Below are 23,667 nucleotides of genomic sequence, written 5' to 3' on the forward strand. Positions count from 1 at the left end.
GCATTTCCCCTGCCTTGGCCCTGCCCTTCTGCCATGAAACGTTTATGATAGATCCAGTCTTTGTTCCACGGACTGCCCAATTACTCGAGGCTGCCTGCCCCACGCTCCACATTCATATAAGAAAAGGAGTTGTGATGAACCCTGTCCTGCTTACCCCCAAGCGCATGCTTGAAGTCATACCTGGCGAGGTGACGGTCGAAGGCACCGTTGACCTGGTACCCGATCATTGCATGTCACTGCGTGGCTATCGCTTTCTGGAAACCGAAGTGTTCATCCCCTCCATGCGCGATTACCAATTGGTGCGCTGGAAACAGGGAACCCCGCGCCTTGGATTCTGCGATGGGCACTGCTGGCAAGTAGCTCAGGCCGCGCCCGGGGACATTACGCTGTTGGCCCGCGCAGAGCCTTCACGGTGGTTCTGGGCAAATGACATCGAAGTGAGTCATGTCTACATTTCCCAATCGGTCATGGCCAAAGTGGCCCAGGAACTGTTTCAGCGAGAGATAGACGGCATCTTCATCGATCATTGCCCGGTGGTGCGGGATACTGAACTGTCCGGATTGATCGAAGCCTATGAACGCGAGTGCCTGTCCGACCAGCCAGGACACGCACTCTACACGCAAACCCTGGAAATCCAGATTTGCATTCACCTGCTCAGGCGCTATGGCGGCGCCGCCATAAAGCGCAGTGAGCAGGGAGCACGACTTCCTGCCCACACACGTCACCAGCTACAAGACTACATCGACGCCAATCTATCCTCTGCGCTGACCATCAAGGACCTGGCAAAGGTGGCCGGCTTCAGTGCATCGCAGTTCATTCGGGTTTTCACCACGGAATTCGGAACACCGCCACATCGGTTCGTTCAGGCCAGAAGGCTGAAGAAGGCCGAACGGTTGCTCAGCCAATGGGCCGACATCCCGCTCAAGGCCGTCGCAATGGAGTGCGGATTTTCAGACCAAAGCCATATGACCAGGTTGTTCAAAGAGAAGCTTTCGATGACGCCTAAACAATACAGAGGACAGACTTCGCTATTAGGGCGAGTGGATGGCGAAAATCGCCACTAGCATGCCGGTGAAGTTTTGTACCGGCAAAAAAAAGAGCCGTCCATACCCGCACGATATGGACGACTCAAACAACCAAAGCAACGGTGTCAGAGAAAAACTTAGAAGGGATAAGGCTGGCCGGATGGCTCCACTGTGACCCATTTCACTTCAGTGAACTCTTCGATCACTGCACTGCCATCGAAGCGGCCGTAACCGCTTTTCTTCATGCCGCCGTAAGGCGCCTGCGGCTCGTTTTGCACGGTCGCACCATTGATATGAACACAGCCAGCATCGAGTCGGCTGGCAAGGCCGAGGGCCTTGGTAACGTCACGACTGAAGATCGAAGAGGAAAGGCCGTAGGCTGTGTCATTGGCCACCGCCAAAGCCTGCTCCGCGCCTTTCACCCTGACGATGGTAGTCACCGGGCCAAAGGTTTCTTCATCGTAAATGGCCATCTCTCGGGTCACGCAGTCGACCAAAGTCGGGCCCATCAATGCAGTCTCTGCGAGCCCACCGGTGACAATTTTTGCCCCCTTGTTAACAGCATCGTCCAGCAGATGATTGATCCGCTGCACAGAACCTTGGCCGATCATGGGGCCGATCACACAACCCGGAGATTTCGCAGGCAACCCGGACTCGAGTGCGTTGACGCGCTCGGCAAAGCGAGCGACGAACGCATCGGCAACCGCCTCGTCCACCACGAAACGCTCGGTGGACATGCAAATCTGCCCTTGATACAAAAATGCACCGAACACTGCTGCGTTTACAGCGCCCTCGATATCAGCGTCGTCCAACACGATGAATGGCGCCTTGCCTCCCAATTCAAGCAGGCAGCGCTTCAGATGGCTCGCGCACGTTTGCGCGATCATGCGGCCAACCTTGGTTGAGCCGGTGAAATTGACGCGCCGTACAGTGCCATGGGCAACCAGGGCTTCGGTGACCGCCGCAGCATCTTCAGGAGCACTGATCAGGAAGTTCAGAACACCCGCCGGCAAACCCGCTTCGTAAAATGCTTCGGCCAACAACGCGTGAGTGCGCGGACTGCTCTCGGACCCCTTGAAGATCACGGTGTTACCGCATGCCAGCGGATACGCGATTGCCCGCGCGCCCAGAATCACAGGGCCGTTCCAAGGCACGATGGACAGCACCGTACCGACCGGTTGGCGCAGTGTCATGGACAGCGCGCCCGGCTTGTCGGTGGGTATGGTTTCACCCTTGATCTGCGTGGTCATGGCCGCAGCTTCACGCAGCAGGTTTGCCGATGCGCCGACATTGAACTGCGCCCACAGTTGCGAAGCGCCGATTTCTTCAGCCATCGCAGTGCAGAAGTCTGCCATCTTGGCCTCCAGCGCATCGGCGGCTGCTAACAGAATACGACGACGCTCGGTCGGCCCTGTACCAGACCAGGTCTGGAACGCGCGCTCTGACGACTGGGCTGCACGCAATGCGTCTTCCACACTGCACGCGGCACCAACGCTGACGGCATGCGAGCTGAGGGGATCAATGCGCTCGAACGTTTTACCGTCGGAAGCCGATTGCTTCTGGTTATCAATCACCAGTTGTACGGTCATGATGGGTACCTCTAAGTTGCAAAAATAAAAATCAGCCTGGCGTTATTGCGGCATACGCAGGATTGGCTTGATGGTCACGCCGCGCTCGCTATCAGCCATGGCTTCGTTTACCTGGTCGAATTCGTAGAACTTGCAAAGCTTGTCGAACGGGAACCGACCTTGCAGGTAGAGATCCACGAGCTTGGGAATGAAAGCGTTGGCTACCACATCACCTTGGACGATACCCATGATGCGTTTGCCAGGGATCATCACGTCGTTGATGTTGAACGCGACTTCCGTGCCGAATTTGGTCGCACCCACGATGCCGCAGGTACCTAGCGTGGCCAAGGCATCGATGGCCTGGCGCAGTACCTCCGCGCGCCCGGAGCACTCCAGGCTGTAATTGGCACCGCCTGCGGTAATTTGCTGAATCCGCTTGACGGGATTCTCATCGCGGCTGTTGATCACGTGGGTCGCGCCGAGCTCCAGCGCCAGCTCTAGCCGGCTTGGGGTGACATCTACCGCGATGATGGTGGTTGCACCGGCAACCCGCGCTGCCATGACTGCGGCCAGCCCTACAGCGCCGGCACCGAAGGCGACAAAGCTGGAGCCGGCCTCGACCTTCAGAGCGTTCAGTACCGAACCTGCACCGGTCTGGATGCCGCACCCCAGCGGCCCCAGCAACTCCAAAGGAGCTTCTTTAGCGACTTTGACCACATTGCGTTCGTTGGCGATGGCATAGGTCGAGAAGGATGACTGGCCAAAGAAATGATCGTGTATCGGCGCGTGCGACTCGCAACTGCAGCTTGACGCACTGCCATCCAGGCGACCGCCACCAAAGTTCAGTGGGTGCATGTGAGTGCAGTGCGCCGGGTGCCCTGTCTCGCACGGCAGGCACAGGCCGCATGACATGTAGGTCATCACCACATGATCACCCGGTTTGACGGTGGTTACTGCAGAACCCACCGCATCCACTACCCCTGCCCCCTCGTGGCCGAGAATGATCGGCATGGGCGTGGGGAACAATTGATCGCGTACAACCATGTCGGTGTGACAGACCCCCGATGCCACAACACGCACACGTACTTCCGTGGGGCGTGGGGCTTCAAGCAACACATCTTCGACCTTCAGCGCAGCACCCGACTCACGCAGGACTGCTGCCTGTATACGCATCTTCTGCACATTATCGTGTGACATTTGCTTCTCCTCGAATCTCTCAATAGCCGGCGGCGCGCATCATGCGGATTGCAGGGCACGTGGTCGCTGGCTGCGCTCGGTCGCTTTCTGGCTCACGGCCGGGCGCAGGCAAAAATCGAAGGTCATTTCGGCGAAGCGCCCTTCCACCCCTCGTGCTTTCGAGCGGTCAGCGTCGTCGACGAACTGGATATCGCCAATCAGGCCGTCACGCGTTGCGTAGGCGAAGTCATCCCACAGGTACTTGTCGTTGGACAGATTGATCTGAGTCGTCAGGTGCTCGTGCCCGGGCGCCGAGATGAAGAAATGCACGTGCGCCGGGCGCTGCCCGTGGCGGCCAAGCGCATTCAGGCATTCCTGAGTAGGGCCGGCTGGGTTGCAGCCGTACCCGGACGGTACGATGCTGCGCGCCCGATAGCGCCCTTGATCATCGGTAATGATCCGGCGGCGCAGGTTGTATTCGGACTGACTCTTGTCGAAGTAGGAGTAGTTCCCTTCTGTGTTGGCTTGCCAAAGATCGACGATTGCCCCTGCGATCGGCTTGCCCTGCAAGTCCACCACCTGCCCCTCCAGGAACATGACAGTCGCGCGGTCATCCTCGGTGCCATCATCCATGCGCGCGAATCCCTCGCACAGAGGGGCTCCCGCCACGTAGAGCGGGCCCTCAATGGTGCGCGGCGTACCGCCAGTGCGCCCCACGGCCTCATCTTTAGCGTCGGCCAGCAGATCGAGGAAGTGTTCGATGCCCAGGCCGGCGACGAGCAAGCCAGCTTCATTCTTGGCACCCAGGCGGTTCAGGTAGTCGACCGCGTTCCAGAATTCGTTTTCAGTGATTTCAAGATCTTCGATCAGTCGCGCGGCGTCCTGCAATACGCGCAGGATGATCTGCTTACAGCGAGCGTCGCCTTTGTCTTGACCGAAGCCTGCGGCCTCGCGGAAAAAAGCTTGGATCTCAGGCAGGTTGGAAATAGTGATCGCCATGGTGATGCCACCTTCTTATATGTGTTCTGAGCGAGGCAAGGCGCCAGGCGCCCTGCTCAATCTATAAAGTCGAATCAGGCCGCTTGCGCGCGCAGGCCCAACAATTCGCGAGCCTGCAGCAGGTCTTCCTGCATATCGTGGTTCCACAACCAGTCGAAGCGTTCAGCCAGCACTTTGCCAAGCCGCTCCTCGTCCGCCAGTACGGCCGGATCACGGAATTCGTAGAGTTCGCCCGCTTCAAACGACGTGCGCTGAACACGGCAGGCACGTGGGCGGCGGACCGCGTCGTATGCGTCAAGTACAGCCTGTGGGCGCTTATCCAGCACTTTCGGGTCTTCCAGCAAACGGGCCAGCAGCCAGGCATCCTCCAGCCCTTGCCCGGCACCGGCACCCTGGTGCGGCAACATGGCATGTGCAGCATCGCCGATCAGGCCAACACGCCCGTGAACGTAACCCGGAAGCTCTGCAAGATCATGCAGCGCCCACAACGACGGAGTCGGAATGCATTCAAGGAGTACCTGAGCAGCATCGTCCCAGCCTTCGAACGCGGCCAGCATCTCGGCCTGCGTAGCATTGCGCACCCATGGGGTGTCGCTCGGCCATACCGGGTTGGGTTGACTACGATCGGAGATGAACGCAACGACGTTGATCAAGCGGCCCTGCTTAACGGGGAACGTCAGGATGTGGCCATCGAGCCCCAGATACATCTGAGGAACGTCGATCAGGTGCTCGTCGACGCCACGTGCGCGGTAGGCTTCGCGCAACTGCTGGCTGTCGATCAGCCCGCGGTAGGCACAGGTGCCGCTGAATCGTGGCGAAGCCAGGGGCTGGTTCAAGCCTTGCAGTACATGGTCGCGGATCGATGACTTGATGCCATCGGCACCGATCAGCAAATCGCAACGATGCTCGCTACCATCGGTGAAGGTGACTCGAACCTGTTCGCCATCCTGCTCGACGCGCTGTGCTCGTTTCCCGAACTGGGCAATACCTTCGGGCAACTGGCTAGCGAGGGCGTCGAGAAAGTCGGCACGGTGCACCGACGACTGCCCTACACCTTCGGCAACGCTGCAACCGAGGTATTTTGCATCACGCCCATTGCGCCATTCGAACCAGATGTCCTGCCAAGGGGCAGGGTTGCTGTCGGCGATCTTGCCGTAAGGTTCGGCGATGCCGAGACCCGCGATGGCACGCACGGCGTTGGCGCCAAAGGACACGCCGGCGCCTACCTCACCGAAAGCGGGAGCGGCTTCGAACAGCTGCACATTCAGATGGGCATGACGGCACAAGTCCAGTGCCAGAGCCACGCCAGCGATACCACCACCGATAATCGAAACGTTCAGAGCAGAAGTAGAATTTTGCATAGCAAAGTACCCTTGGGGCTGATTGTTATTGGTGTTACCGGATCATTACCGTTGCACCGCCATTGATAAATACCGTCAAACCCATAAACAACATCACAGCCATGAATATTGGTCGTCAGCCGTCAGGACACAGTTTGTGGACTGATCTGTACGGGCGGGATTTCCTTGCGACGCTTCAGGAATACCAGTATCGCGGCGGCACCTATGACGCCGGGGATGGCAAAAAACAGGAAGCTGGCTTGTAGCGGCAAGCTGGAGCCATGCAATACACCGCCCAGTACCGGCCCGATAATTGCGCCAGTGCGCCCTATTCCCATTGCCCAGCCCAGCCCTGTGGACCGCACGTGGGGCGGGTAATACTGCACAGCGCAAGCATTGGCGAGGATCTGCGTGCCGATGGTGCAAGCGCCGGCAATAGCTATCAGCAGATAGAGCACGGCCAATGGCGCTTTGATTGCCAGCAGGCTCAATGACAACGCTCCGCAGGCGAAGAACAACAGCAACACCCTGGCGATGCCCACCCGGTCGCCGAGCCAGCCACCCGCGATGGCGCCTAAAATGGCACCACCATTGAGCACCAGCAGAAACGCCAGACTGGAATTGAGCCCATACCCTGCACTGCTCATGATCTTGGGCAACCATGAGCTCAGCGCATAAACCATCAACAGGCAACAGAAGAACGCCACCCACAGGGCCAAGGTGCTGATCAAGCGGCCATCGCGAAAAAGCTCACCGATCGAAGCCGTGGCCCCCCGCGAAACCGCATGGACCAGTTGATCATCAGCTTCTGGCAGATAGCTTGGCGTGGTTAGGGCCAATACGGATTTGGCCTGCTCGATCTGGCCGCTGCGCAGCAGGAAGTCCATCGACTCTGGCAACTGGCGAAGCAGCAGCGGGAGCATCAGCAGCGGGATCAAGGCCACATAGAACACCGCTTGCCAGCCCCACTGGGGAATGAACAGCATCCCCAGCCCGGCAGATAACATCCCGCCCAGCGAATACCCGCTGAACATGATTGCAACCAGGATGCTGCGTGATTTCTTCGGGGCGTATTCATTCATCAGGGCGACGACATTCGGCATCACGCCGCCGATTCCCAGGCCCGCGATGAAGCGGCACAGCGCAAAGATTTCAGGGCTGGAGGCAAAACCGTTCAACGCGGTGACGCCGCTAAACAGCAGCACACAGATCATGATGGTCTTGCGACGGCCGATCCGGTCCGAGATCGACCCGAAGAACAAGGCGCCCAGCATCATCCCGACCAGTGCACAGCTTCCCAATGCGCCAGCCTGCAGCGAGCTGAGTCCCCATTCGGTCATGAGTGACGGCAACACTACACCGTAGATAACCAGGTCGTAGCCGTCGAAGATGATGATCAGCGCGCACCAGACCAGAACTCGCGCATGAAAGGCATTGAAACGTGCCCCGTCGATCAGGGCCGAAACGTCGATTGTTCGCATGGCATTGCTCATTCTTGTAATTGTTATGGTGGGTTGCACACCCTTTTTGCGCCCCTCAACCGTTGGCGTGCATGCCAACAGCCTGTGAGGCGCTTGGGGTCATCATGACCAAGCCGGCAGAGGTCTCACATGCCGCAAAACGAATACCGAGTATTTCCATCCTGAATATTGGTTACCGCTTCACACAGCGGAAGCCGATATGGGAACTGGTGGTATCCGTCGCCTGGGGTGAGCGTGCCGGGGGTCGGTAGCGCTGACAGTAATTGGGGGCGCAGAGGTGCGAACCGCCCTTAAGCACTTTCATCTGCGCCGCGCTCCTTGCATTCGCGCAACAAGATTTGCGCGGGCTCGCATGCGATGGCTGGAATACGGTGGTGGTCCACTCCCACACGTTGCCAATCATGTCGTACAGCCCATACCCGTTCGCTGGGAACGCGCCCACGGGTGAGGTACGGCTGTAGCCATCGGTTTGCAGGTTTTCGGCCGGGAAACTGCCCTGCCAGGTGTTGGCCATGTGCTTGCCCTCTGGCGCCAGATGGTGCCCCCAGACAAACTCGCCTTGCTGAGTGCCGCCCCAGGCGGCGTACTCCCATTCAGGCTCCCCAGGCAGGTCACAACCTGCCCATTGCGCATAGGCCAAAGCATCCTCCAGGCCCACATGCACGACAGGATGCTGAGCCATCCCCTGCAGATCCGACCCTGGCCCAAGCGGATGGCGCCAGTCGGCACCCGGCACCAGCGCCCACCATCGGCTCACATCATCCAGTGACACAGCCCCCGATGGCGGTGTGAATACCAGCGACGCGGGCCGCAGGTGCGCCTGGGCCACTCCAGGATAGTCCCGTGGATCAAGGGGGCGCTCGGCCTGCGTGACGTAGCCTGTTCGGGCGACGAACCTGGCGAACATTGCATTGGTGACGGGCGTACTCTGGATCCAGAAGCCTGCCACCTCCTCCCAATGCGCCGGTGCTTCCTCGGGGTAATGGCTGTCCGAGCCCATGAGGAAGCGACCAGGCTCGATCCACACCCAGTCAGCCTCTTGCTGCTCAGGTTCAAAGCGGCTGTTTGTCGGCAGTTTCATAGTGCTTTATCTCGTTCCCGAAACGGATTTTCTTGGCCAACTGCTCATCCCAGTTGATGCCGTTGCGGGCTTGGCATTCCTGCCACTGGCTCAGCATCTTTTGAGTGACCTGCGGATGTTGAACGGCCAGGTCGAGTCTTTCGGTCGGGTCCTTGCGGATATCGAACAACTCCCATTTACCAGGCCCCCAAGGCGTGTTGCTGAACGTCATCTTCCAGTCGCCTTGCAGCAGCGATACGCGACCGAACAACTCGGTGCACTGCAATTGATCGGCCGGGTGGACAGCCGGGTGCGCGCCCTTGAGGAATGCCACCGCCGAGGTGCCTTGCATCTTCTCGATGGCACTGTCACGAACGGCGGGATGCTCCACCTTGGCCAGCTCCAGGAAGGTGGGTGCCAGGTCCTTCACGCTGACGTAAGCATCAGAGATTTCACCGTGGCGCATGCCCGGTCCGGCAATGAACGCGGCAGTGCGAATGCCGCCTTCGTATGTGAAGGCTTTATACATCCTGAAGGGTGTGGAGCTCACGCGAGCCCAGTTGGGTCCATAACCGGCGAACGACCCTGGCTTGCCAATGTTCTCGAGCGAGTTGTCAAAGTTATCGGCGATCCACTTGGCGTTATTGGGTGTGACATCCTCAGGGTTGCTGCCCTCCGCGCCGTTGTCCGAGAAGAATACGAACACGGTATTGTCATATTGCCCCGTTGCCTTCAGATGCTTGACCAACTTACCGACATTGTCGTCAAGGTTGGTGATCATGGCCGCGTATATTTCCATCCTGCGCGCCTCGAGCGCTCGCTCGCGGGGCGACAATTGCTCCCAGGTTGGCCATACACCAGGGCCTGGGTTGATTTGTACATCCGCGGCCACCAGCCCCATTGCTTTCATCCGCTTGAGGCGCGCCTCGGCAACATTTACATAGCCTTTATCGTAGAACCCGCGATAGCGCTCCAGATAGGCTGTGGGTACCTGCAACGGCCAGTGAGGCGCGGTATACGCCAGATAGGCGAAGAAAGGTTTGCCGGTGGAGGCGCCAATCTGCTCGATAGCCGTATGGGTGAAATAGTCTGACGAGAAACCGAAGTCTTTCGGAAGATCAATGTTTTCGCCATTGAGGCGATAGGTTGCCTTGGGGTTGCGGTCAGTGGTGCCACCTTGCGTGAAGTGATCAGCGGATCCTTCGATCAAGGCAAATGATTGGTCGAAGCCACGGGCCTTGGGGCTGAGCTCCGGCGTTTTGCCCAGATGCCACTTGCCAACCATCAGGGTGCGGTAGCCATTGGCCTGAAGCAGCTTGGGGAAGGCGACCACCCGATCAGTCAGATACCCTTCGTAACCACGCTTGCCGACCTGCTCAGGTAACACCAGCTCAGCCATGGTTCCAACCCCGGCGATATGATTGTCAGTGCCACTCATGAGCATGGATCGGGTGGGCGAACACGTGGGGGCGGTATGGTAATTGCTCAACGTCACCCCTTGCCGTGCAATGGCGTCGAGGTTGGGTGTCTGAATCTCGCTGCCAAAAGCACTCAAATCCGAGTAGCCCATATCGTCCGCGACGATCAGCACGATGTTGGGGCGGCTGGTCTTGTCTATCGAAGCGGCGTGGGCACCAGGTTGCGACAGCCAGCTCAAGCCAGCAGCCAAGGCAGCAGCACAGATCAGGTTCGGTTTACGCATATCAAACATCGCGAACTCCATTGTTATTGTTTGACGACGCCAGCTGGCGGATCAGAAAACGAATTGGGTGTAGACGCCGAAGTAATCGCTGTCCTTGCCGCCGATATCTTCCAGGGCCTCCCCCGCCTGCACATGCGTGTACATCGCGTGAACCGTGGTGAAACGGTTGATACGCCAGTCGAGCATGATGTTGGTATTGGTCGCGACGTGCCGCGCGTTGCCTTGGTTAGCCGCGTATGGCGCACTGGTGGGGAGGTAGTAGATGCCATCATCCGTACTTTGACGCATGAGGTAGTCGACGTTCATTTCAAGCTTGAGGTCCTGGGAAAACTTGACCGATGCCACCGGCGCGATGTTGATCATGTTGGTCGCGGTGAACCAGTTGGCATCCGTATAAACCAGGCCTGATGCCAATGCGGGGGCCACGAAGTCGCCGAGGGTGTTGTCGTTCGGATCATCGTCGCCACTGAATGCGTTGGCTCGAAACCCCAGGCGGGGCGTCAGTGCAACATCATTGAAGGTATACCCGCCTTGCGTCATCAGCCCCCAGGCGCGGATGCTTTGACCGCCGCTGGTCCCACCCTGGGCCACGGCCTCGATGTCGTAATCCCAGGAGGATGACTGGCGGTACAGGCGAACCCCGTAGCTGTTGCGCCGCTCATTGCCGGAAACACTGGTGTACACCGCGTTATCTCGGCCGTAGGTGTATGCGAACACATCGACATTGCTGTCCAGCGGATGCCATACCCCAGTGCCATAAATCCCCGAGAAATCTTGCGCCTTGTCGCGCTGGTCATCGAATTTCAAAGGGTCGATCTGGGTCGGGCTGACCGAGAATAGCTCCCATCGGGTCTTGGCCGGCGTTAGCCAGGACAGTTTGATACCGTCGTAGGTGTAGCGCACGTTGGCGCCTTCGCGCAGCCCGGCAAGGCGTACGCTGCCCATCGGCATGACGAACCGACCGCCACGCAGCGAAGCTATGCCATAGGCGTCATCACCTGCGGTGTACTCGACGAACATCTGCTGGATATCGGTCTTGTCTCGATTGAAACGGCTTACACGCTCGGAAAAGAATTCGCGGTTGTCGCCCAGCTCGGTGAACACACGCAAGCCATTGCTCAGATTCAGATCTGCACTGAGCCTGAGGCGCTGTTGCAGCATGCTGTTCGGGTTTGAACGGCCACCAACCCCAAGCAGCGCGTGCTGATAGTCCTGGTACTGGTAGCGAATTTCACCACCAATGGAGAGGTAGTCACGGGCATCGCCGGACAGGGGGATGTATCGGATTGAACCGAGAAAATCCTTGCTGCGGATAGCCTCGTCCGCCAGGTATATCGGGTTGTCCGCCCATGCAATCGTTGCAGCAGGCGGTAATTTGAGCTCGTTTTTACCCTGCGCGAACGCCAGGGATGCTGAGCTGAGCAAGCATGAATACAGCAAGGGCTTGGATACGCTTTTCATGTGCAGCCTTTTTATTTTTGTTTTTTGATTAAGGAGCTGAATCCTTTCTACGCCGACACCTGCGTAATCCTTCGCATCGGCCAAGGGGGAGGCAGGGTATCCAGCCATGAGGGCTGTACCGCCATTCACTTGCCCTGCTTTATGCCTGCGGCGCACGTCGCGGAAACACTCGCGGTAAGGTTCGCCATAAAGGGATCAATACTCATCGAATCTTGTTTCGTGTAGCGTAGGATCGACCCGTTGTATTCATTGAGTCCAATATCCTTTCCATCTCGAACCATGCTCAGGAGGTATTGTGGAGCTCAGGCATATTCGCTATTTTCAGGCCGTTGCGCAGACACTGAATTTCACGCGTGCTGCAGAGCGCCTGAACATCGCCCAGCCACCCCTGAGTCGGCAGATTCAACAGTTGGAAGAGCATTTGGGCGCAACATTGCTGGAACGCAGTCGACCGCTGCAGTTGACCGAAGCCGGCCGCTTTTTCTATGAGCAGAGCGACACCTTGCTCAAACAGCTTGAGCAGCTATGCGAAAACACTCGGCGCATAGGCCAAGGTCAACGCCAATGGCTTGGCATAGGCTTCGCGCCGTCAACGCTGTATGCCGTGCTGCCGGAACTGATTCGAGAACTTCGGCGCGATGCAGACCTGGAACTGGGGCTGCAAGAGATGACCACGTTGCAGCAGATCGAGGCGCTCAAGAGCGGCCGCATCGATATTGGCTTTGGCCGAATTCATTTCGACGACGCGGCTATCTATCAGGAAGTGTTGCGTGAGGACCCATTGGTGGCGGTATTGCCTGTTGGGCATCCCTTGATAGGCCAGCCGATATCGCTGGAACGTTTGTCAAAGGAACGCTTTGTACTTTACCCGGCCAACCCTCGGCCCAGTTACGCCGACCATGTGCTGGCGCTGTTCGCCAACCATGGCATGGGCATACAGGTATCCCAATGGGCCAACGAGTTGCAGACCGCCTTGGGTCTTGTCGCGGCAGGGCTTGGCATTACCCTCGTTCCCGCCTCGGTCCAGCAGCAGCATCGCGCTGACTTGACCTACGCACGGCTGGAAGAAAGCGAGGCCGTCTCCCCGATCATTCTCAGTCGTCGAGCCAATGACATCAGCCCGATTACACAGCGTTGCCTGGCAATCATCTCGACCATCAATCGATAAGTTCTGAAGAGGCATCATGGAATTACGCGACCTGGACCTGAACCTGCTACTGGTGTTCAACCAGCTGCTGATCGACCGCAAGGTGTCCACCGCAGCAGAAAACCTTGACCTGACCCAGCCTGCGATGAGCAATGCACTCAAACGGCTGCGCACGGCGCTGCAAGATGAGCTGTTCGTTCGCACCTATCAGGGTATGGAGCCCACGCCCTATGCGCTGCAGTTGGCTGAACCGGTCACACTCGCCATTCAGACGCTGCGAGATGCACTGGGTCGACAGGATATTTTCGACCCCCTCACGTGCAATCGGCGCTTCACCATGGCCATGACCGACATCGGCGAAATCTACTTCATGCCTAAACTGATGGACGCTTTGGCGGAGCTCGCACCAGGCTGCACTATCAGCACACTGCGCAATACCGCAGATACCTTGGCCGAAGGTTTGCAAAACGGCACCATCGACTTGGCCGTCGGCCTGCTGCCTCATTTGCAAGCAGGTTTCTTCCAGCGTCGCCTGTTCCATCATCGCTACGTGTGCCTGTGCCGTGCAGGTCACCCCGCCACACAAGAACCATTGACCGTGGAGCGTTTCACTCGCTATGACCACGTCAAGGTCGTTGCCGCCAATACCGGCCATGGGGAAGTCGACGCTTTTTATGCCAGAGCAGGCGTTGTCCGCAACGTTCGCCTGGAAGTGCCGCACTTCGTCGCAGTAGGCCACATTCTGCAGCGAACCGACCTGCTTGCGACCGTGCCCGAGCGTTTCGCAACAAGCTGTGAAGGCCCTTTCAATCTGTGTATATTGCCGCCCCCGGTTGAACTTCCAAACATCGAAATCAACCTCTTCTGGCATGCCCGTTTCAACAAGGACCCCGCCAATCGCTGGTTGCGACAGTTGATGTTCGACCTGTTCTCGGATCAGGAAACACCCACCCGGTAGCCATGGCTGGCGTGACGCTTCACAAGCGTCCTGAACACCCTTGCCTCATTCCCTTGCACAGGAGCTATGCCTTGACCGACCCGCGCACCCCGGTAGCAGCTGAAGACCTTGATGCGTTGATCAAAGTGTTGGCACATCCGATCCGTCGCCAGATACTCACGTGGCTGAAACAGCCTGCGCTGCACTTTCCTGATCAGTCCTATGGCCACGCATTCGGCGTCTGCGCGCAACAGATCTTTCAGCGCTGCGATCTCGCCCAATCAACCATGTCGACGCATTTGGCGCAGTTGCAGGGCGTGGGTCTGCTATTGGTTAATCAGCAAGGAAGAAGCAAATTCTTCAGCCGTAACGAAGCGCTGATCCAAAGCATGTTGAAGGCCCTGCAAGACACGCTGTAAACGCACTGCCTGCCTTGACTTAGCCGCGGTCCGCCGGAAGGCGTGCGACCATGAAGTCGACAAAGGCCTTGATTTTGGGTAACGGCTGACGGCTCGACGGCCACAAAATGGTGAAACTGCGCCGGTCAGATACATACGCTTCCAGCAAAGATATCAAGCGCCCCCCAGCAAGCGCGTCAACCAATATGAAGTCGGGGAGGCAAGCGATCCCCTGCCCGGCTTCAGCCATTGCCATCAACGGGTCGATGGCATTGGCAACGGCACTTTGAGGGAGGTCCAGATGCACAGGCTTGCCGTCTTCAGTCAACGGCCAGGCATCCAGCTTGCCGCTTGAGGGATAGCGGTAGTGTAAACACGCGTGGCTTGCCAGGTCATAGGGGTGCTTCGGCGTTCCACGTTGCTCCAGATATTCTGGGGTGGCGACAATGCGATGGCTGAACCCTTGCAGCCTGCGCATCATCAACCTGGAATCTTCCACTTCACCGATGCGCATGACCGCATCAAACCCCTCCTCGATCACATTCACCAGACGATCACTAAAATCCATTTCCAGTTCCACGGCCGGGTAGGTCTGTTGAAATGCAATCAAATGGGGCATCAGGCGCATACCCAACTGCGGCAAGCTGAGCCGCAACTTTCCTTGCGGTTTGGCCGCCGCTTGATGCAGCTCACGCTCAGCTACTTCCAGCTCGGCAAAGATTCGGTGGCAGCGCTCCAGAAACAGCGCGCCTTCAGGCGTGAGGGTGATGGCTCGGGTAGAGCGATGAAACAGCCGAACGCCAAGCCGCTCTTCCAAACGGGCCACGGCTTTGCCAATAGCGGATGAGGACACCTCCAGACGCCTCCCCGCCTCTGTGAAACTGCGGGCTTCTGCAGCATGGACAAACGCCCCCAAGGCACCCAACTGGTCCATCATTGCAGGCATGATTAGGTCCAAATATTCCGGAATGATCGGAATTGTAGCTTATTTTTCTCGCAGGATTTCCTCTTTATAGTCGTTCAAACGCTGTGATCGAGCAGTGATGATGCGCTCGATCGAATCGACGAGGTAAAGATGAGCTTTAAACAGTCCTACGCCGCTTTGCCGGACGAGCTGTCCAGCCATCGGGGCTTTGCAAGAATATTTCGCCCCGGGCACCTGACGTTCGGCTTCATTGCACCCTTGGAAAGCTACCCTGATACGCCTGGCCCAACCTTGGCCGACCACACGGCTATGGCTCAAAAAGTCGATGAGGCGGGATTCTCGGCCATCTGGCTGAGGGACGTGCCTTTCTACGACCCGCATTTCGGTGATGTCGCACAGGTGCTGGATCCACTGGTGTACGCGGGGTATCTCGCCGCAGTCACGCGCAATATAGCGATCGGCACTGCCGGTATAGTGCTCCCTCTGCGCGATCCACTCATCGTGGCAAAACAGGCTGCAAGCGTCGATCAGCTCCTGGGAGGGCGCTTGATTCTTGGCCTCGCAGGGGGCGATCGGCCCATCGAATATCCGGCATTCGGCGTTGAATTCGATAGCCGCGCCGATCGCTTCCGTGATGCCCTCGCGGTACTCAGGGCGGCCACTGAACAGGATTGGCCCACCTTTTCTTCACTGTTCCACGGGCAGCTTAATGGCAACCTCGACCTGATACCCAAACCACTGGCGCCGCGGCTGCCAACGCTGGTTGTGGGCATGGCCGGACAAACGCCCGCATGGATTGCCGAACACACTGACGGGATGATCGGCTACCTCAATGATCCCATCCGCGTCCCGAGCATCGTCTCCCAGTGGCACCAGGCCTCTGCCGGTAAACCGTTCAAACCGTACGGCTACGGCACCTTCTTCGACCTTGATCCAGAACCGAATGCCCCTCTGCAGCAAGGGCGGGTGATGCGCGCCGGCCGCAATACCCTCATCGATTTATGGTTGCGTCAGCAGGACCAAGGCGTTTCGCATGTTGCACTGAATTTCAAGCCGCAACGCCGCCCTGCCTCTGAAGTCATCGATGAGCTTGGTGAGTACGTGCTTCCGCATTTTCCTAGCCATGTACCGGCAGGCATATAGCCCATCCCCACGGAGTTTTCACGATGCAACACGCTGTCCATGCGATGGATTTCATCTTTCAGACCAAGCTGGGGACCTACCCGCTGGCGGTGCAATGCGAAATGCTCGCCTCACTGGGTTACCAAGGTATCACCGTGTCTTCCTGGAGTTCTGAACTCAGGGACTTGCCAAAGGTGAAGCGCGAGTGGGGTCTTGATGTAGGCGCCATCTATGCGATCTACCGCCAAGGCTTGGAGGCACGTTTGATCAACCTGTTCGAGACACTGGAGGGTTGTAGCTCGGTAGAACTGGCGCTGCACTCCGGTGACCGCGTGCAGGACCAGGACCTGCGCATGCTCGACCAGCTGCTGCCTATCTGCGAGCGACGCGGCATCCAGATCGCGCTGTATCCGCATATTCGCTATGGCATGCAGACCACTCAGGAGGCCGTGGACCTCTGTGAGCGTTTCGATCATCCCAACCTGGGTATCGTCTTCAACGGATACCACTGGTATGCCTGCCAGGAAGGGGCGCTGGAGCAGCGGCTGGATGCGGTGATGCCCTGGCTGCGCCAAGTGAACATCGCGGGTTGCCGCCTGTCCCCGCTTGGCTGGGGTGGCGCGGCAACCATCGAGCCGCTGGACGAAGGGGAAATGGACAACTTCGTGTTGCTCGGCGCGCTGGAGCGCCGTGGATACGAAGGGCGCTATGGGTTCCTCGGGTGGGAAAGCATGGGCGGCGACGTACACGGCAACCTGCAGCGTTCGCTTACGGCCTTCCGCTCAATGGAGGGGCGCCTGGCACGTAACCCGCACTGGGCACTCATGACCGATCTTCCACGATGATTCGGCGGTAACCGATGAACCCTATGAACAACCCCATCCACGCGCTGGACTCGTTTTTCTACACCTCAATGGGGGTCTACAGTTTCCAGTCGCAATGCGAGATGGTCGCTGAAGTCGGCTATGACGCCATAACCGTGGCGGCCTGGAGCGGACATCCCCTCACGGATTTGAAACTACTGCCGCAGGTGAAGGATAAGCATGGGCTGGATGTAGCAGCCCTGTACCTGGTACTGCATGAAGGACGCAATGATCATCTGGTCCGGCAGATCATCGAGTCGGTCGAGGGCGTGGAACTCATCGAACTGGCGGTTCAAACCTCTGTCAACGGCGTCAAGGCAATCCTGCAGTCCATCGAGCGGTTGCTACCCGTTGTCGAGCGCCGAGGGCTGAAGCTTGCGCTTTACCCACATCGCAACCATGTCACCGAAACCACATCCCATGTCGTGGAGATTTGTCGATTTTTCGATCACCCTCGACTCGGTGCGGTGTTCAACGGCTACCACTGGTATGCCAGCCAGGAAGGTGACCTGCAAGGGCGTCTGGACGCCATGAAGCCGTGGCTGATGCAAGTCACCACTTCAGGCTCGACCCTTTCACAGCTGGGTTGGGGTGGCGTTGCGACCATGGAGCCGCCAGACCGAGGCGAGCTGGACAATTTCGCGTTGCTCGGCGCCCTTCAGCGCATGGGCTACGACGGCCGGATCGGCCTGCTGGGCTGGGATTACTGCGGTGATGTCTATCTCAAGCTTCAGCGATCGCTCAACGCCATGCGCGGCATCCAGCAGCGCCTGGCAGAACACCCAACCTGGGCAGACATTCCGCTTGCTCGCTAACACTCTGGGTGCTGCGCAGCGAAGCCGGCGCCCTCCTCCTTCTACCAGGAGCTCACATGACTGCACTTTCAGTACTTGATTTGATGATGATCGGGGAAGGCAACACCTTTTCCGATACGCTCGAAGGCGCCCGGTTGCTGGCCCGGCATGTCGAGCAGCACGGCTATCGCCGTTACTGGATCGCTGAGCATCACGATCTCCCCGGCATCGGCTCAATGGCCACGCCGTTGATCATCCAGCACCTGGCTGCATCGACATCGACACTGCGCGTCGGCGCCGGGGGCATCATGTTGCCCAATCATTCGCCACTGATCGTCGCCGAGCAGTTCGGCACGCTGCATACGCTGTTCCCTGGCCGCATCGACTTGGGCGTGGGTCGTGCTCCTGGCAGTGGCGGACCGACCATTCGCGCCATTCGCGGCGTGGCGCAAGAACGCGACTTTGCCCAGGATGTTTCCCGGCTGATCAATTACCTGCAAAACAACGGACGCGAGCCGGTCCGGGCCCTTCCAGGGCGCCACGACGTACCGGTATGGGTGCTGGGTTCTGGCCTGCAGGGCGCAGATCTGGCTGCCAGAATGGGGCTTCCTTACGCATTCGCTTCACACTTCGCACCGCAAATGCTGATGCAGGCAATCGAGCATTACCGTTCGAGCTTCCGCCCCTCGGAGTTCCTTGCCAAACCCTACGTAATGGCAGGCGTGAACGTGATTGCAGCCCCCACACGGGCCGAAGCGCATTGGCTGGCGAGCTCGCACCAGCAATGGGTCGTGAAGCTGCACGCTGGGCGGGCCGGATTGCTGCCACTGCCCGAAGAAGGATACTTGGACAAGATTTCCAACTTCGACCGCGAAGGTTTGAACCAGGCCATGGCCTGTTCCGCGATAGGGGATATTGCCGACGTCGGCACCTGGCTTCGTCAGTTCATCGCCACCACGCAAGTCGATGAGCTGATGATTGATGCGCGAATCCATGACCCTGTCGCACGCTGCCGATCCTATCAGTTAGCTGCAGAGTCCATTGCAGACCTGCTCAACGATTGATAACCCAGGTCCGGAGCGAGAGTGATCCCGCTCCGACGTGCATTCAGACAATGTCGTCAACCACCCCGCCATCCACACGAAGTGCAGCGCCGCTGGTCGCTGAAGCCAGTGTCGAACAGACGTAGACCACCATGTTGGCAACCTCGTCCACCGTTGCTGCACGCTGAATCAAAGAGGTGGGCCGATGCGCCATGACGAATTCGGCCGCCAGCGCCTCGACAGTTTTACCTGTGCGCGCGCGCTCTTCTTCCAGCATCTGCGCCAGCCCATCGGAAAGCGTCGGGCCAGGCAACACACTGTTTACCGTAACGCCGCTACCCGCCAATCGCTTTGCCAGCCCGCGGGAAAGTGCCAATTGGGCCGTTTTCGAGACCCCGTAATGGACCATATCTGCCGGAATATTGCGCGCGGACTCCGAAGCGATGAACACCACCCTCCCCCAGCCGCGTGCCTGCATTGCCGGCACCAGTGCGCGGCTCAAGCGAACCCCCGACATCACATTGGTTTGCCAGTATTCATCCCAGCAGGCGTCGTCGGTTTCAAAAAAGTCCCGAACACCATAGATGCCGGCATTGTTTACCAAGATATCGATGTGAGGCAGGGCGTCAATGAGCTGCTCAACCCCGTCGGCAGTACTAAGATCAGCCACCACCGAAACAATACTTGCGCTTGGCGCTTCCGCCAGCAACTGGGCCTTCGCCTTGGCCACTGATGCCTCACTGCGACCATTGATGACCACTTGAGCGCCAGTGCCAGCCAGGCCTCTGGCAATAGCCAGACCGATTCCACCGGTCGATGCAGTCACCAGTGCAGTCTTACCGTCGAGTCGAATATGCATAACGCGTTCTTACTCCAGATTGACGATGACACGCCGCCCAATTTTGAGAGATGGACAGTCGCGCAGAGAGGAATCCATCCTAATGTAGAGCTTGACGACTTTAAACTAGCTATAAATCCAAAATTGGTAGCCCTGGACTCTACCTTCCTAAGCGTTCAGTCGGCCCACGGCGGCGTAGCAAAGCGGTCTGCCAGAAAATTGATAAGCGCTCGAACTTTGGGGGCCAGATGTTTGCGTGTGGGGTAAACAATGTAGACACCCAGTTCAATGGACTGGTACTCAGGTAACAGCTCCACCAGCAGGCCCGTGCGCAAGTCTTCACTGACCATGAAGCTCGGCTGCAGCGAGATACCGCCCCCGCCCACTGTGATGCTGCGGCAGGTATCACCATTGTTGCAACGCACCGTCGAGCGGGTGCGAACGCTCTCAGGGCCAGAGGGCCCTGTAAAATGCCACTCATTGCCGCTCGAGAAATTCGTGTAGGCGACTGCACCGTGTTGTTCCAGGTCCGACAGCGTGGTTATTGGCGGGTTGGCAGACAGGTAATCGGGGGAAGCGCACAGTCGCATCCGTGTACTGGCAAGCCGCCGGCCAACAAGCGATGAGCTTTCCATGCGGGCAATGCGGACAGCGGCATCGAAGCCCTCGTCAACCAAGTCGACTTGCCTGTCGTTGAGGCTGATATCCAACTCGATCTTTGGATACAGCCGCATGAAGTCAGCCCAGACCGGCGCAAGGTGAAGCACCCCAAAGCTCACGGGCGCATTGACACGCAGTACCCCTGCGGGTTCAGGCGAGGCTGAGGTCACTGCCTCTTCTGCCTGGTCCATCAATGCCAGCACTTCCCGGGCCTGGTGATAGAACTGTCGCCCTTCGTCCGTCAACGACAGCCGCCGGGTCGTGCGCTGAATCAGCCGCACCCCGAGGCGCTCTTCCAACGCATTGACATGACGCGACACTGCCGCCTTGGACATATCCAGCGGTTCTGCAGCGCCAATGAAACTGCTTTTGTCCACGACAGTGCAGAACACCTGCATCTCAAGTGCGCGATCCATTTTTATCTCACTAAGTGGAACGGTAAGTCACATTTAAGTGAGTTTATCCCAAAAATCAAATCTATAGACTGTGCTCATCGGCCTTGTCCAGGCAGATCGAACGCACCAACAACTTAATTTAGAAAGCGGATAACCATCATGATCGATACTCGTACCGCCCCCTACGCCGCCCTTGCCATGCGACTGGCCCTGGGCATCATGTTCATTGCACATGGCCTTACCAAGGTCTTCGTTTTCACACCTGCCGGTACTGCTGGCTTCTTCGAGTCAATTGGCTTCCCGGGCTTTCTGGCTTACCCGGTCATGGCATTCGAAGTCATTGGCGGTTTGATGCTGGTGCTGGGTGTGTATGCTCGTTGGGTGGCTGCGATTGCCGTGATTCAGCTGTTCGTCGCCGCGACCGTCCATTTTGGTAATGGCTGGAGCTTCACCAATGCTAACGGCGGCTGGGAATACCCGGTGTTCCTGACCATCAGTGCGTTGGTCGTGGCGCTTCTGGGTGAAGGCCCCTTCGCAGCCAAACCTGGCGTCAAAGTGTGAGCTTACTGCTAGCTCAAAGCTCCCTCAATTAGCCCTTTTTGCCCGGCCAGATGCTCGCTCCCGTTTCGCTGGCCGGGATTTTCATGCCCCGCTCCCCGCCTCGGCCTAGGTAGAATCCATTTCTACAAATCTCGGATATTTAAGCCATTTATCGCTTTCAATTTCTACATTACGATAAATGCATCGCTTGATTCGAGAGCAGACATCACTTGCCTCTTCTGCTGACGTAGCGCCTGCTCTCTTGCCGTCAGCCCATGCTTTGAGGCATTCGCCTAATCATTACTCAAAGAGGGTCGTTCACATGCCTGTAGTACGTGTCAGCTGGTTCGAAGGTAAAGATCATGCGCAAAAAGCCACAGTTGCCGCAGATATTACCGAGACGATCGTAAAAAACACCGGCACTCCCGCCGAGTACATCTATGTCATCTTCGAAGATGTCAAACCTTCCGATTGGGCGGGTGCCGGCAAGTTGTTTGGGGAAAATCCCGAAAACACTTGAGCCCTGGGACCAGCCTCGCGCCGTTGCCCCGTCGCGGCGCGCTTCTTTCAATGTCAGATCACCTCGGGTACATCCTATGCATCCCTACATTTCCTGCCTGTTTACACTCGCTGTCAAACCGCACGACTTTGCAGAATTCAAAGCGCTGATCAGCCAGATCGTAGCGGTCACTCAACAAGAGCCTGGCACGCTGGTTTATGAGTACAGCGTGAATGAAGACGCCAGCACCGTCCATATTCTCGAGCGTTACAACGCCGACGCAGTCGTTAGTCATGTAGACACCACCTTCGCTCCTTTCGGCGCGCGTTTCCTGGAGTTGTGCACGGTGAAAGGGCTGGTCGTCTACGGCACGCCAGATGCTGAAATCCGCAAGCGCCTCGACCCGTTCGGCGCCGTGTACATGACACCATTCGACGGTTTCAGCCGTTAATCGATTTATTCAAGGAGTTCTTCATGTCGACGATTGTTCAAGCCATCAGGTCGCGCACGTCCGTCAATCAGTACGACACCGAGCGTCGCCTGACTGACCAAGAGATCGCCAACCTGGTTGAACTGGCGACACTCGCCCCCTCGGCGTTCAATTCGCAGAACTGGCGATTCCTGGCGGTGCGAAGCCCAGAAGAAAAAGCCCGACTGCTGCCGTTGGCCTTTGGTCAGCAAAAAGTAGTGGACGCGGCTGTAACGTTCATCGTGTGCGGCACGCTCGCGCCCCACAAGTCGTTGCCGCATGCCCTGGAGCCCGCGCGCACTGCTGGCATCATCGACCAGTCGGTCTATGACATGTGGGTACAGGCTGCTACTGGCATGTACCAGGACAACCTGCAACTGCAACGTGACGAGGCGATTCGCTCGGGTTCGCTCGCCGCTATGACGTTGATGCTGGCAGCTCAGGGTCAAGGGCTGGCGTCGACCCCGATGATTGGCTTCGACGCCACCGAGGTTGCCAAAGCATTCGGCCTCACCGCGAATGATGTCCCCGTGATGCTGGTCACCGTGGGTTATCCGGGCGCCTCGAACTGGCCTCAGAAACCCCGCAAGGCGGTGCAAGAGGTTCTGCAGCTGGTTTGATGCCCGGCTCCCCATCCGACCAAGGCTGCCCGTTTGATTATCGATGGACAGCCGCTTTGGGCCTGGATGAACCGGTATGGCGACCTCGGTACGTTTTCAAGAAGGATACCCATTCATGAACGACACTAATCTGATCTCCGTCTTGGAATCGCTGCAGCAGCGTCTTCAGCGGCTTGAAGACAAAGAAGCAATCACCACCCTACTCAATCACTATTGCCGTGTCTGCGACACGCATGACTTTGAAAGTTTTGGTAATACGTTTACCGAAGATGGCGTATTGCATTATGAGGAGTGGGGGGAAATTCACGGCCCTGCAGAAATTGCCAAAGCCGCCAGCGTCGAGGGCAATATCCAAGGCCTGCAGCACTCGATCACCAACCTCCAAATCGAGATCACAGGGACAGATACCGCAATTGCAAACGCCTCGTTGATCTTCTTCGCCGCGCCAGATACCTCAAAGCCTTTCGAGTGCTACGCCTGTGGCGGCCCCTATGAGTTCACCCTGCGCAGAACTAACGCGGGCTGGAAGATCGCCCGACACAAGCTACGCAGGAACTGGGCCATGGGACATGACCCCTCAGGAACCTTCAGCAACGCGTAATTGC

Annotated in this window: 24 protein-coding genes; 13 read left to right on the forward strand and 11 right to left on the reverse strand. The window is 58.0% G+C overall.

The genetic code is table 11. The features are described from left to right. Positions 1-134: 134 nt before the first annotated feature. Positions 135-1,064, forward strand: a complete 930-nt coding sequence (locus ACN6NG_RS14190; RefSeq protein ID WP_119713615.1) for a helix-turn-helix domain-containing protein — start codon at positions 135-137, stop codon at positions 1,062-1,064. Positions 1,065-1,162: 98 nt separating this feature from the next. Here the strand turns inward: ACN6NG_RS14190 and ACN6NG_RS14195 are convergent, their stop codons facing one another. The 8 genes from ACN6NG_RS14195 to ACN6NG_RS14230 form a co-directional block, all read right to left on the reverse strand. Further along, positions 1,163-2,614: an aldehyde dehydrogenase gene (locus ACN6NG_RS14195; protein ID WP_474314580.1), complete on the reverse strand. Its 1,452-nt coding sequence runs from the start codon at positions 2,612-2,614 to the stop codon at positions 1,163-1,165. A 42-nt stretch (positions 2,615-2,656) separates the two neighbouring features. Continuing rightward, positions 2,657-3,790, reverse strand: coding sequence for an NAD(P)-dependent alcohol dehydrogenase (locus tag ACN6NG_RS14200; RefSeq protein ID WP_474314583.1), 1,134 nt, complete (start codon positions 3,788-3,790; stop codon positions 2,657-2,659). A gap of 39 nt (positions 3,791-3,829) precedes the next feature. Further along, the gene (gene catA, locus ACN6NG_RS14205) at positions 3,830-4,768 is read right to left on the reverse strand and encodes a catechol 1,2-dioxygenase (protein WP_011154379.1); all 939 of its coding nucleotides are present in this window, start codon (positions 4,766-4,768) and stop codon (positions 3,830-3,832) included. 74 nt (positions 4,769-4,842) lie between these two features. Next, positions 4,843-6,129 (reverse strand): salicylate 1-monooxygenase, encoded by a 1,287-nt coding sequence (gene salA, locus ACN6NG_RS14210; RefSeq protein WP_047602750.1) that lies wholly within the window; start codon positions 6,127-6,129, stop codon positions 4,843-4,845. Between the two features lie 122 nt (positions 6,130-6,251). Then, on the reverse strand, positions 6,252-7,589 hold the full coding sequence (locus ACN6NG_RS14215; protein WP_474314809.1) for an MFS transporter: 1,338 nt from the start codon (positions 7,587-7,589) through the stop codon (positions 6,252-6,254). 172 nt (positions 7,590-7,761) lie between these two features. Further along, positions 7,762-8,670, reverse strand: coding sequence for a formylglycine-generating enzyme family protein (locus ACN6NG_RS14220; RefSeq protein WP_474314586.1), 909 nt, complete (start codon positions 8,668-8,670; stop codon positions 7,762-7,764). Further along, positions 8,642-10,360 (reverse strand): arylsulfatase, encoded by a 1,719-nt coding sequence (locus ACN6NG_RS14225; RefSeq protein ID WP_474314589.1) that lies wholly within the window; start codon positions 10,358-10,360, stop codon positions 8,642-8,644. The genes ACN6NG_RS14220 and ACN6NG_RS14225 overlap by 29 nt, the downstream gene beginning before the upstream one ends. Positions 10,361-10,402: 42 nt before the next feature. Next, positions 10,403-11,920 carry an alginate export family protein gene (locus ACN6NG_RS14230; protein ID WP_474314591.1) on the reverse strand — a complete coding sequence of 506 codons (1,518 nt, stop codon included), beginning with the start codon at positions 11,918-11,920 and terminating at the stop codon, positions 10,403-10,405. Positions 11,921-12,107: 187 nt separating this feature from the next. Between ACN6NG_RS14230 and ACN6NG_RS14235 the strand changes: the two genes are divergently transcribed. From ACN6NG_RS14235 to ACN6NG_RS14245, 3 genes are all read left to right on the forward strand, one after another. After that, positions 12,108-12,980 carry a LysR family transcriptional regulator gene (locus ACN6NG_RS14235; RefSeq protein WP_430757507.1) on the forward strand — a complete coding sequence of 291 codons (873 nt, stop codon included), beginning with the start codon at positions 12,108-12,110 and terminating at the stop codon, positions 12,978-12,980. Between the two features lie 16 nt (positions 12,981-12,996). Continuing rightward, entirely contained in the window at positions 12,997-13,917 is a 921-nt protein-coding gene (locus ACN6NG_RS14240; RefSeq protein WP_119713603.1) for a LysR family transcriptional regulator, read from the forward strand. Between the two features lie 71 nt (positions 13,918-13,988). After that, a complete protein-coding gene (locus ACN6NG_RS14245) occupies positions 13,989-14,315 on the forward strand; it encodes an ArsR/SmtB family transcription factor (RefSeq protein ID WP_041167393.1) in 327 nt (108 codons plus the stop codon). 19 nt (positions 14,316-14,334) lie between these two features. Here ACN6NG_RS14245 and ACN6NG_RS14250 read toward each other — a convergent pair whose 3' ends face one another. Continuing rightward, positions 14,335-15,228 (reverse strand): LysR family transcriptional regulator, encoded by an 894-nt coding sequence (locus ACN6NG_RS14250; protein ID WP_041167392.1) that lies wholly within the window; start codon positions 15,226-15,228, stop codon positions 14,335-14,337. 141 nt (positions 15,229-15,369) lie between these two features. Between ACN6NG_RS14250 and ACN6NG_RS14255 the strand changes: the two genes are divergently transcribed. Genes ACN6NG_RS14255 through ACN6NG_RS14270 form a run of 4 tightly spaced genes read left to right on the forward strand, consistent with a single transcriptional unit; the run spans position 15,370 to position 19,062 of the window. Further along, on the forward strand, positions 15,370-16,362 hold the full coding sequence (locus ACN6NG_RS14255; RefSeq protein WP_474314595.1) for an LLM class oxidoreductase: 993 nt from the start codon (positions 15,370-15,372) through the stop codon (positions 16,360-16,362). Between the two features lie 23 nt (positions 16,363-16,385). Beyond that, entirely contained in the window at positions 16,386-17,186 is an 801-nt protein-coding gene (locus ACN6NG_RS14260) for a sugar phosphate isomerase/epimerase family protein (protein WP_474314598.1), read from the forward strand. A gap of 23 nt (positions 17,187-17,209) precedes the next feature. Then, positions 17,210-18,019 (forward strand): sugar phosphate isomerase/epimerase family protein, encoded by an 810-nt coding sequence (locus tag ACN6NG_RS14265; RefSeq protein ID WP_474314601.1) that lies wholly within the window; start codon positions 17,210-17,212, stop codon positions 18,017-18,019. A 56-nt stretch (positions 18,020-18,075) separates the two neighbouring features. Then, positions 18,076-19,062 carry an LLM class flavin-dependent oxidoreductase gene (locus ACN6NG_RS14270; protein WP_474314603.1) on the forward strand — a complete coding sequence of 329 codons (987 nt, stop codon included), beginning with the start codon at positions 18,076-18,078 and terminating at the stop codon, positions 19,060-19,062. A 43-nt stretch (positions 19,063-19,105) separates the two neighbouring features. On the opposite strand, the gene ACN6NG_RS14275 is transcribed toward ACN6NG_RS14270, so the two are convergent. Next, the gene (locus ACN6NG_RS14275; protein ID WP_474314605.1) at positions 19,106-19,900 is read right to left on the reverse strand and encodes an SDR family NAD(P)-dependent oxidoreductase; all 795 of its coding nucleotides are present in this window, start codon (positions 19,898-19,900) and stop codon (positions 19,106-19,108) included. A 155-nt stretch (positions 19,901-20,055) separates the two neighbouring features. Then, on the reverse strand, positions 20,056-20,955 hold the full coding sequence (locus tag ACN6NG_RS14280; protein ID WP_474314607.1) for a LysR family transcriptional regulator: 900 nt from the start codon (positions 20,953-20,955) through the stop codon (positions 20,056-20,058). 138 nt (positions 20,956-21,093) lie between these two features. On the opposite strand from ACN6NG_RS14280, the gene ACN6NG_RS14285 reads away from it, so the two are divergent. From ACN6NG_RS14285 to ACN6NG_RS14305, 5 genes are all read left to right on the forward strand, one after another. Then, the gene (locus tag ACN6NG_RS14285) at positions 21,094-21,495 is read left to right on the forward strand and encodes a DoxX family protein (protein ID WP_014861917.1); all 402 of its coding nucleotides are present in this window, start codon (positions 21,094-21,096) and stop codon (positions 21,493-21,495) included. A gap of 301 nt (positions 21,496-21,796) precedes the next feature. After that, positions 21,797-21,994 carry a tautomerase family protein gene (locus ACN6NG_RS14290; RefSeq protein ID WP_014756768.1) on the forward strand — a complete coding sequence of 66 codons (198 nt, stop codon included), beginning with the start codon at positions 21,797-21,799 and terminating at the stop codon, positions 21,992-21,994. A gap of 76 nt (positions 21,995-22,070) precedes the next feature. Beyond that, positions 22,071-22,424, forward strand: coding sequence for a putative quinol monooxygenase (locus tag ACN6NG_RS14295; RefSeq protein ID WP_047602739.1), 354 nt, complete (start codon positions 22,071-22,073; stop codon positions 22,422-22,424). Between the two features lie 23 nt (positions 22,425-22,447). Continuing rightward, positions 22,448-23,062 (forward strand): nitroreductase family protein, encoded by a 615-nt coding sequence (locus tag ACN6NG_RS14300; protein ID WP_061203265.1) that lies wholly within the window; start codon positions 22,448-22,450, stop codon positions 23,060-23,062. Positions 23,063-23,177: 115 nt separating this feature from the next. Next, on the forward strand, positions 23,178-23,663 hold the full coding sequence (locus tag ACN6NG_RS14305; RefSeq protein ID WP_180688093.1) for a nuclear transport factor 2 family protein: 486 nt from the start codon (positions 23,178-23,180) through the stop codon (positions 23,661-23,663). Positions 23,664-23,667: the final 4 nt, after the last annotated feature.

It is taken from the genome of Pseudomonas sp. TSO6, from assembly GCF_056098905.1.